We start from the raw sequence: 9453 nt of genomic DNA, 5'->3' as shown, positions 1-9453 counted from the left end.
CAACCTCATGATCAACGGGGCGATGCCGGGGGCGGGGGAGGTGCTGGGTGATGTTTGAGCGGACGGTTCGGCGGGGGTTGTTCCGGGTCGGGGGCGGGGACGCGGAGGCGGCCCATGAGTGGACGTTGCGGCGGTTGAGCGCGCTGTCGCGGATGCCGGCCGCGTTGGCGGTGCTGCGGGCCCGGTACGCGGTGGCCGCACCCCGCACGGTGTTCGGGGTGCGGTTCCCCAACCCGGTCGGACTGGCGGCCGGGATGGACAAGGACGGGGCGGCGCTGCCGGCCTGGCCGGCCCTGGGCTTCGGCTTCGTCGAGGTCGGTACGGTGACGGCCCACCCGCAGCCCGGTAACCCCCGTCCCCGGCTGTTCCGCCTGCCGGACAGCGAGGCGGTGATCAACCGGATGGGCTTCAACAACGCCGGAGCCGAGGCCCTGGCGGCCCGGCTGGCGGCGTTGCCCCGCCCGTTGGGCGTACCCCTGGGGATCTCCCTGGGCAAGTCCAAGGTGACACCGCTGGAGGAGGCGGTGGCCGACTACCAGGCGTCGTACCGCGCCCTGCGCGGGCACGGCGACTACTTCGCGGTCAACGTCTCCTCACCGAACACCCCCGGCCTGCGCGCCCTGCAGGACCGGGACCACCTGGACGCCCTGCTGGCCGCCCTGGTAGGCGAGAAGCCCGTGCTGGTGAAGATCGCCCCGGATCTCACCGAGCCCGCCATCGCCGAACTGCTGGAGGTGTGTCTGGCGCGGGGGGCCGCCGGGGTGATCGCCACGAACACCACCCTGGGCCGCGAGGGCCTGGCCCCGAGCGACCAGCCGCGGGCCGGGGAGGCGGGCGGCCTGTCCGGTCGACCGCTGACCGACCGGGCCCGCCAAGTGGTCTCCTTCGTTCACCGCGAGACCGGCGGACGGCTGCCGATCATCGGGGTGGGCGGCATCCTCCACCCCGACGACGCGGCCCGGATGTTCGACGCCGGAGCCAGCCTGGTGCAGCTCTACACCGGCTTCATCTACCGTGGCCCGGCCCTGCCCCGCGCGGTCGCCCGCGCGGCGGCGGCCGCCCCGCAGCCGACCACCACCACACGATGACAGACCACGGTGGGGCGGGCGGTGCCGGACCTGAGGGGGAGACAGCGACCGGCCCGACCCACCTACCGAGGTGTACGAGCGACGGGCGCCGGGGGCGGGCGGGTCGGGGCCCCGCCCGGTCGGTGCCGGAGGGGAGACCCGGTGAGGCCGGAGGAGATTCTCGCCGCTGACGCCGCGCACGTCTGGCATCCGTACGCGGCCCTGCCGCCGGCCATGTCGCCGTACCTGGTCGAGAGCGCCCAGGGGGTACGGCTGCGGCTGGCGGACGGGCGTGAGCTGGTCGACGGGATGTCGTCGTGGTGGGCGGCGATCCACGGCTACCGGCATCCCGTGCTGGACGCCGCGGTGACCGACCAGCTGGGCCGGATGAGTCATGTCATGTTCGGCGGACTGACCCACGCCCCCGCCGTCGAGCTGGCCCGCACCCTTGTCGAGTTGGCCCCCGAGGGGCTGGAGCACGTGTTCCTGGCCGACTCGGGCTCGGTCAGCGTCGAGGTGGCGATCAAGATGTGCCTCCAGTACCAGCGGGCCACCGGCCGGCCGCAGCGCCGACGGTTGGGCACCTGGCGGGGTGGCTACCACGGAGACACCTTCCACCCGATGAGCGTCTGCGACCCCGAGGGGGGCATGCACCATCTCTGGGGCGAGGTGCTGCCCCGGCAGGTGTTCGCCCCGGTGCCGCCGGGCGGCTTCGACACACCGGTCGATCCGGGGTACGAGGCCGCGCTGGTCGAGGCGGTGCAGCGGCACGCCGACGAGTTGGCCGCGGTGATCGTCGAGCCGGTGGTGCAGGGGGCCGGGGGGATGCGGTTCCACAACCCCCACTACCTGAAGGTGCTGCGCGAGGTGACCCGGGCGCACGGGGTGCTGCTGATCTTCGACGAGATCGCCACCGGGTTCGGGCGTACCGGGACGATGTTCGCCGCCGAGCACGCCGGGGTGGTTCCGGACGTGATGTGTGTCGGCAAGGCCCTCACCGGCGGCTACCTGACCCTGGCGGCCGCGCTGTGCACCCCGCAGATCGCGGCCGGCATCCGGGCCGGTGGGGTGCTGGCACACGGGCCGACCTTCATGGGCAACCCGCTGGCCTGTGCGGTCGCCAACGCCTCGCTGGGCCTGCTGACCGGCGGGGACTGGGCCGGGCAGGTGGCCCGGCTGGAGCGCAACCTGCGGGTCGGCCTGGAACCGTTGCGTGGCACCCCGGGGGTGGCGGATGTCCGGGTCCTCGGCGGCATCGGTGTGGTGCAACTCGACCACGAGGTCGACATGGCCGCCGCCACCGCCGCCGCGGTTGCGGCGGGAGTGTGGCTGCGTCCCTTCCGGGATCTGATCTACACGATGCCGCCGTACCTCACCGAGGACGCCGACCTGGCGCTGATCACGGCGGCTATCGGTGCGGCGGCCCGGGTCGCCTGAGTAGTCGGACCCGACCTGGGTGCCGCGATTGAGTAGCCGGACAGGGCAAGTTGAGCAATGAGAGAAAGGCGCGAAGGATGGAGAGCTTCGGCACCCGACTGCACCGGGCCGTCCGTGAACGGGGTCCGCTCTGCGTCGGCATCGACCCGCACCCGGCCCTGCTGGCCCGCTGGGGTCTCGCCGACGACGTCGAGGGGCTCAGCCGGTTCGCCGCGACCGTCGTGGACGCCCTCGGTGACCGAGTTGCGGTGGTGAAGCCTCAGTCGGCCTTCTTCGAGCGATTCGGGTCCCACGGTGTGGCGGTGCTTGAGTCAACTATCCGACAGTTGCGCGAGCGCGGCGCGCTCGTTCTGCTCGACGTCAAGCGTGGCGACATCGGCTCGACCGTCCACGCGTACGCCACGGCGTACCTTCATCCATCCAGCCCCATGCATGTCGACGCGGTCACGGCAAGCCCGTTCCTGGGGGTCGGATCGCTCGCCCCCATGTTCGAACTCGCCGCCGAACACGGCGGCGGGGTCTTCGTTCTGGCGCTCACCTCCAACCCCGAGGGCGCTGCGGTCCAGCGGGCCACGACGGCGGACGGACGCACCGTGGCGCAGACGGTGATCGACGAGATTGCGCAGCTCAACGCGGGTGCGGAACCGCTCGGGAGTATCGGTGCGGTGATCGGGGCGACTGTCGGCGAGACCGGCTGCGACCTGTCGGCGATGAACGGTCCGTTGCTGGCGCCGGGGCTCGGCGCGCAGGGTGCCACGGCGGCCGATCTGCGGGTGGTGTTCGGTTCCAGCCTGCCCGCCGTGCTGCCGTCGTACTCCCGGGAGGTGTTGGGAGCGGGCCCACACCCGGATGCTCTGCGGGCCGCAGCTGACCGGGCGGTAACCGACTGCCAGGCCGCGCTGAGGATGTCCTGACTGACTGATGGCTCGATCACTTTGTGGTGATCATCGCGCGCCCACGTTGCCGAAAGCTCCGTTGACCGCTAGTTTTCCCGGCGCTGGGAACCCCTTGGTTCACAGCGACACCACGTTTCACAGATGCGGCGGTGCGTCCCGCCCGTCGCGATAGGGACCTGAGGAGAACTGGTGCCGCTCCCGTCACTGACCCCCGAGCAGCGCGCAGCCGCGCTGGAGAAGGCTGCGGAGATCCGCAAAGCCCGTGCCGAGCTGAAGGAGCAGCTCAAGCAGGGCAAGACCACCCTCGGTGCCGTTCTTGCGCGGGCCGAGTCCGACGATGTCGTCGGCAAGCTCAAGGTGTCGGCCGTGCTGCAGGCGATGCCGGGCATCGGCAAGATCCGGGCCACCCAGATCATGGAGAAGCTCAAGATCGCCGAGAGCCGTCGCCTGCGTGGCCTCGGCGAGCAGCAGCGCAAGGCCCTGCTTGGGGAGTTCGCTGCCAACTGAGCGAGGCTGCGTGTAGAAACAAGCAGTGAGCTTGGATGACGAGACGCGCCCGGCGGCTCGGCTCACTGTCCTGGCTGGCCCATCCGGTGCCGGTAGGGAGAGTGTCGTCGAGTTGGTCCGGGCGCGTTCTCCGTCCGTGTGGCGGCCGATCACGGTCACCACCCGACCCCGACGTGAGGGCGAGTGTGACGGGGTCGATCGTCACTTCCTGAGCCCACCGGAGTTCGACCGCCGCCTGGCCGCGGGCGAACTGCTGGAGTGGAGTTGGCTGGGCGCGCATCGCCGGGGCACCGAGACCGCCCCGCTGCGTCTCCGGCTCGCCGCCGGAGTGCCGGTCCTGCTGCCCCTGGATCTGGATGGGGCCCTGCTGGTGCGGGCCGCCTGGCCGCAGGCCCGACTGGTGTTGCTCCACCCGCCCGGCCGAATGCCGGCCATGACCGTGGCGTCGGCCTTCGACCACACCGTGTCGTACGACCGCACGGAGCGGGTCGTGGGCGAACTGGTAGGATTCATCGGTTCTTCCTTCCTGGCTCCGGCCCGGCCGCGCCCGCGCGGTTGAGCGCCGGCACCGCGCTAGCGCGGTCCGTGCGAAAGACGCAGAGGTTAATCCGTGGGATCCATCGCCAACCCAGAAGGCATCACCAACCCGCCGATCGACGAGCTTCTGGAGAAGACGACGTCGAAGTACGCTCTGGTCATCTTCGCGGCCAAGCGCGCGCGTCAGGTCAACGCCTACTACAGCCAGCTCGGTGAGGGTCTGTTGGAGTACGTCGGCCCGCTGGTCGAGACCACCCCTCAGGAGAAGCCCCTCTCCATCGCGATGCGGGAGATCAACGCGGGCCTGCTCACCGCTGAGCCGACCGACCAGCCGTAATCCCTGCGCGTGCGATGAGCGCCCGGATCATCCTCGGGGTCGGCGGCGGGATCGCCGCGTACAAGGCGTGTGAACTGCTGCGGCTGTTCACCGAGTCGGGACACCAGGTGCGGGTCGTGCCGACCGCCGCCGCGCTGCGGTTCGTCGGCGCCCCGACCTGGGCCGCGCTCTCCGGTCAGCCGGTGACCGAGGAGGTCTGGGCCGACGTGCACGAGGTGCCGCACGTACGCCTCGGTCAGCAGGCCGACCTGGTGGTGGTCGCACCCACCACCGCCGACCTGTTGGCCAAGGCCGCCCACGGCATCGCCGACGACCTGCTGACCAACACCCTGCTGACGGCCCGCTGCCCGGTGCTGCTGGCGCCGGCCATGCACACCGAGATGTGGGAGCACCCCGCCACGGTCGACAACGTGGCCACCCTGCGCGGCCGGGGGGTACGGGTCATCGAGCCCGCCGTGGGGCGGCTCACCGGGGCCGACACCGGCAAGGGTCGGCTGCCCGATCCGGCGGAGATCTTCGCGGTCGCCCGCCGGACCCTGGCCCGGGGCGCGGCCGCCCCGGCCGACCTGGCCGGTCGGCACGTGCTGGTCACCGCCGGAGGCACCCGGGAACCCCTGGACCCGGTGCGCTTCCTGGGTAACCGCTCCTCCGGCAAGCAGGGCTACGCCTTCGCCCGCGCCGCGGTGGCCCGGGGTGCCCGGGTCACCTTGATCTCGGCCAACGTGTCACTGCCCGATCCGGCCGGGGTGGACCTGATCCGGGTGGGCACCACCGCCGAGCTGCGGGAGGCCACGGTGCGGGCCGCGGCCGACGCCGAGGTGGTGGTGATGGCGGCGGCTCCGTCGGATTTCCGACCCGCCAGCTACGCTGAAGGCAAGATCAAGAAGGCGGACGACGGGGTGGCCCCGACCATCGAACTGGTCACCAACCCGGACATCGCCGCCGAGTTGGGCCAGCGGCGGCGGCCGGGACAGGTGCTGGTGGTCTTCGCCGCCGAGACCGGTGACGCCGAGGCCAACGGGCGGGCCAAGCTGGCCCGCAAGCGGGCTGACCTCATCGTCATCAACGAGGTGGGGCTGGACAAGGTCTTCGGCGCGGACACCAACGCGGCCACCGTGATCGACGTGGCGGGTGCGGTCACCCGGCTGGCCGAACAGTCCAAGGAGGAGCTTGCCGACGAGGTGTGGGATCTGGTCGTCGTCAGGCTTTCGGGGCGATCCTTCGTACGAGTGGCCCCCTAGACGACGATCGACGTACCCGTACCGTTTGGTGACTACACTGCCGCCCAACGACATCCACTGACTCCCAACGACTTCCACTGACTTAGGAGTGCCGTGACACGCCGCCTATTTACGTCCGAATCGGTCACGGAAGGCCACCCGGACAAGATTGCCGACCAGATCAGTGACGGCATCCTCGACGCCCTCCTCAGCCAGGACCCGCACAGCCGGGTGGCGGTGGAGACCCTGATCACCACTGGTCAGGTGCACGTCGCGGGCGAGGTGACCACCAAGGCGTACGCCGACATCCCGACCATCGTGCGGGAGACCATCCTCGGCATCGGCTACGACTCGTCGAAGAAGGGCTTCGACGGCGCCTCGTGCGGCGTCAGCGTCTCGATCGGCTCCCAGTCGCCGGACATCGCCCAGGGTGTCGACAACGCCTTCGAGTTGCGCACCGGCGCCTCGGAGAGCGCACTGGACGCGCAGGGCGCCGGCGACCAGGGCATGATGTTCGGCTTCGCCTGCTCCGAGACCCCGGAGTTGATGCCGCTGCCGATCGCCCTGGCCCACCGCCTGGCCCGTCGCCTGGCCGCGGTCCGCAAGGACGGCACCGTCCCCTACCTGCGGCCGGACGGCAAGACCCAGGTCACCATCGAGTACGAGGGCCTGCGGCCGGTACGCCTCAACACCGTCGTGGTCTCCAGTCAGCACGCTGCGGACATCTCCCTGGAGTCGCTGCTGACCCCGGACGTCCGGGACCACGTCATCGCCCCGGAGCTGGAGGGCCTGGGCCTGGACACCGAGGGCTACCGGCTGCTGGTCAACCCGACCGGCCGCTTCGAGATCGGTGGCCCGATGGGTGACGCCGGCCTGACCGGGCGGAAGATCATCGTCGACACCTACGGCGGGTACGCCCGGCACGGTGGTGGCGCCTTCTCCGGCAAGGACCCCTCGAAGGTCGACCGGTCGGCCGCGTACGCGATGCGGTGGGTGGCCAAGAACGTGGTCGCCGCCGGCCTGGCGGAGCGGTGCGAGGCGCAGGTCGCCTACGCCATCGGCAAGGCCCACCCGGTGAGCCTGTTCATCGAGACCTTCGGCACCGAGACCGTGCCGGTGGCCTCGATCGAGAAGGCCGTCACGGAGGTCTTCGACCTGCGTCCGGCCGCGATCATCCGGGACCTGCACCTGCTGCGTCCGATCTACGCGCAGACCGCTGCCTACGGTCACTTCGGCCGGGAACTGCCGGAGCTGACCTGGGAGAGCACCGACCGGGCCGCCGACCTCAAGTCGGCCGCGGGAGCCTGACCGGCACCAGGCGAGACGACCGGCGACCCGCTGACGGGTCGCCGGTCGCTCGTGTCTGTGTCGATGTGCCGCTGCCCCACCTGGACCGTCCCTTCGACTACCTGGTCCCGCAGGCGCTGGACGCGCAGGCGCGCCCCGGGGTGCGGGTCAAGGTGCGGTTCGCCGGTCAGCTGGTCGACGGCTGGTTGCTGGAACGCCACGACAGCTCCGAGCATCCCCGGCTGGCGTACCTGGAGAAGGTGGTCTCGCCGGTGCCGGTGCTCGCCGCCGAGGTGCGTCGGCTGGCCCGTGCGGTCGCCGACCGGTACGCCGGCAGCCTGGCCGATGTGCTGCGCCTGGCCGTCCCACCCCGGCATGCCCGGGTGGAGAAGGATTTCCTGGCCCGCACCGGTACCGGCGAACCCCCGACCGACCCGACCACCGAACCCAGCGAGCCCGCCGATTCGAGTCAGCCCACCGCGTCGGGTGAGGCCAACCAGCCGAGCGAGCCCACCGAGCCGAGCGGTTCGGGCGGGCCGGAGCCGGGGGGGTGGGGGGACTATCCGGCCGGGCCGGCCCTGCTGCGGGCCCTGGCCGCCGGGCGGGCACCCCGGGCCGTCTGGTCGGCCCTGCCGGGGGAGGACTGGGCGGCGCGGTACGCCACTGCGGTGGCGGCCACGGTGGCCGCCGGTCGGGGCGCTCTGGTGGTGGTCGCCGACGGCCGGGACCTGGACCGGCTGGACGCCGCCCTGACCGCCATCCTGGGACCGGACCGGCACGTCTGCCTGTCCGCCGCGCTGGGTCCGGCCCGCCGGTACCGCGCCTTCCTCACCGCCCGCCACCACGATGCCCCGGTGGTCATCGGTACCCGGGCCGCGATGTTCGCCCCGGTGTCCCGGCTGGGCCTGGTGGCCATCTGGGACGACGGTGACGACCTGCACGCCGAGCCCCGGGCGCCGTACCCGCACGCCCGGGAGGTGCTGCTCACCCGCGCCCACCTGGACGGGGCCGCGGCGCTGGTCGGCGGCTACGCCCGTACCGCCGAGGCGCAGTTGCTGGTGGAGACCGGGTGGGCCCGCGAGGTGGTGCCGACCCGGGAGGTGCTGCGGGCGCGGGCCCCGGCGGTCGCGCCGACCGGGGACGACCCCCAGTTGGCCCGGGACCCGGGAGCGGCTACCGCCCGGCTGCCCAGCCTGGCCTGGACCGCCGCCCGGGAGGCGCTACGGGCGGAGTCCCCGGTGCTGGTGCAGGTGCCCCGGCGGGGTTACCTGCCGTCGGTGGCCTGCGACGACTGTCGTACCCCGGCCCGCTGTCCGCACTGCGCCGGGCCGTTGGCGCTGCCCTCGGCCGGTGGGGCCCCGCACTGCCGCTGGTGCGCCCGGGTGGCGGCCGCGTACGCCTGCCCGCACTGCCATGGACGGCGGCTGCGGGCCTCCGTCACCGGGGCCCGCCGCACCGCGGAGGAGTTGGGCCGGGCCTTCCCCGGGGTGCCGGTACGCACCTCCGGTCGGGAGGAGGTGCTGGTGGAGGTCCCCGGCGGCCCCGGACTGGTGATCGCCACCCCGGGGGCCGAGCCGGTCGCCGCCGGTGGCTACGGGGCGGTGCTGCTGCTGGACACCTGGGCCCTGCTGACCCGGGCCGACCTGCGCGCGGGGGAGGAGGCGCTGCGGCGGTGGGCGGCGGCGGCCGCCCTGGCCCGCCCGGCTGCCCAGGGTGGCCGGGTGGTGGTGGTCGCGGACGGAGCCCTGGCCCCGGTGCAGGCGCTGCTGCGCTGGGATCCCGCCTGGTTCGCCGCCCGGGAACTGGCCGAGCGGCGGGAACTGGGCTTCCCACCGGCGGTACGGATGGCCAGCCTGACCGGTGCTCCGGAGGCGGTGGCCGACCTGTTGGCGCAGGCCCGCCTGCCCGAGCAGGCACAACTGCTGGGTCCGGTGCCGGCCGACGGTGAGCGGGAGCGGATGCTGATCCGGATGCCCCGGGCCCGGGCCGCCGCGCTGGCCGAGGCGTTGCATGTCGCGGCCGGGGTGCGCAGCGCCCGGAAGGCGGCCGATCCGGTACGCCTGCAGATCGACCCCCTGGCGATGTTCTGACCCGGACACCCCTACGATCGGGTGATCACGGAATGTGATGCTCGGCACGACAATTGTCGCCATATGTGAGGCGAT

General features: G+C 72.5%; 9 protein-coding genes. All 9 read left to right on the top strand.

Going from position 1 to position 9453, the window contains the following annotated elements; genetic code table 11:
• Positions 1–47: 47 nt before the first annotated feature.
• The 9 genes from ABZ795_RS24895 (at position 48) to ABZ795_RS24855 (ending at position 9378) form a co-directional block, all read left to right on the top strand.
• Positions 48–1088: a quinone-dependent dihydroorotate dehydrogenase gene (locus ABZ795_RS24895; RefSeq protein ID WP_327026744.1), complete on the top strand. Its 1041-nt coding sequence runs from the start codon at positions 48–50 to the stop codon at positions 1086–1088.
• A 141-nt stretch (positions 1089–1229) separates the two neighbouring features.
• The gene (locus ABZ795_RS24890; protein WP_327026743.1) at positions 1230–2504 is read left to right on the top strand and encodes an adenosylmethionine--8-amino-7-oxononanoate transaminase; all 1275 of its coding nucleotides are present in this window, start codon (positions 1230–1232) and stop codon (positions 2502–2504) included.
• Positions 2505–2581: 77 nt separating this feature from the next.
• Positions 2582–3418 carry an orotidine-5'-phosphate decarboxylase gene (pyrF, locus tag ABZ795_RS24885; RefSeq protein WP_327026742.1) on the top strand — a complete coding sequence of 279 codons (837 nt, stop codon included), beginning with the start codon at positions 2582–2584 and terminating at the stop codon, positions 3416–3418.
• Positions 3419–3589: 171 nt separating this feature from the next.
• Positions 3590–3907: an integration host factor, actinobacterial type gene (gene mihF, locus ABZ795_RS24880; protein WP_327026741.1), complete on the top strand. Its 318-nt coding sequence runs from the start codon at positions 3590–3592 to the stop codon at positions 3905–3907.
• A gap of 25 nt (positions 3908–3932) precedes the next feature.
• Positions 3933–4466, top strand: a complete 534-nt coding sequence (locus ABZ795_RS24875; RefSeq protein ID WP_357532083.1) for a guanylate kinase — start codon at positions 3933–3935, stop codon at positions 4464–4466.
• Positions 4467–4517: 51 nt separating this feature from the next.
• Positions 4518–4781 (top strand): DNA-directed RNA polymerase subunit omega, encoded by a 264-nt coding sequence (gene rpoZ, locus ABZ795_RS24870; protein WP_007075826.1) that lies wholly within the window; start codon positions 4518–4520, stop codon positions 4779–4781.
• A gap of 14 nt (positions 4782–4795) precedes the next feature.
• Positions 4796–6022, top strand: coding sequence for a bifunctional phosphopantothenoylcysteine decarboxylase/phosphopantothenate--cysteine ligase CoaBC (coaBC, locus tag ABZ795_RS24865; protein WP_357532082.1), 1227 nt, complete (start codon positions 4796–4798; stop codon positions 6020–6022).
• Between the two features lie 93 nt (positions 6023–6115).
• Positions 6116–7309, top strand: coding sequence for a methionine adenosyltransferase (gene metK / locus ABZ795_RS24860; RefSeq protein ID WP_327026738.1), 1194 nt, complete (start codon positions 6116–6118; stop codon positions 7307–7309).
• A 65-nt stretch (positions 7310–7374) separates the two neighbouring features.
• A complete protein-coding gene (locus ABZ795_RS24855; protein ID WP_357532081.1) occupies positions 7375–9378 on the top strand; it encodes a primosomal protein N' in 2004 nt (667 codons plus the stop codon).
• Positions 9379–9453 lie beyond the last annotated feature (75 nt).

It is taken from the genome of Micromonospora sp. NPDC047134 (genome assembly GCF_040643455.1).
Lineage (GTDB): Bacteria > Actinomycetota > Actinomycetes > Mycobacteriales > Micromonosporaceae > Micromonospora.
This window is presented reverse-complemented; position numbering and strand designations above follow the sequence as displayed.

Coding starts and splice junctions, on each gene's coding strand:
- pyrF (WP_327026742.1), top strand. CDS start 2,582: ATGGAGAGCTTCGGCACCCGACTGCACCGGGCCGTCCGTGAACGGGGT.
- coaBC (WP_357532082.1), top strand. CDS start 4,796: ATGAGCGCCCGGATCATCCTCGGGGTCGGCGGCGGGATCGCCGCGTAC.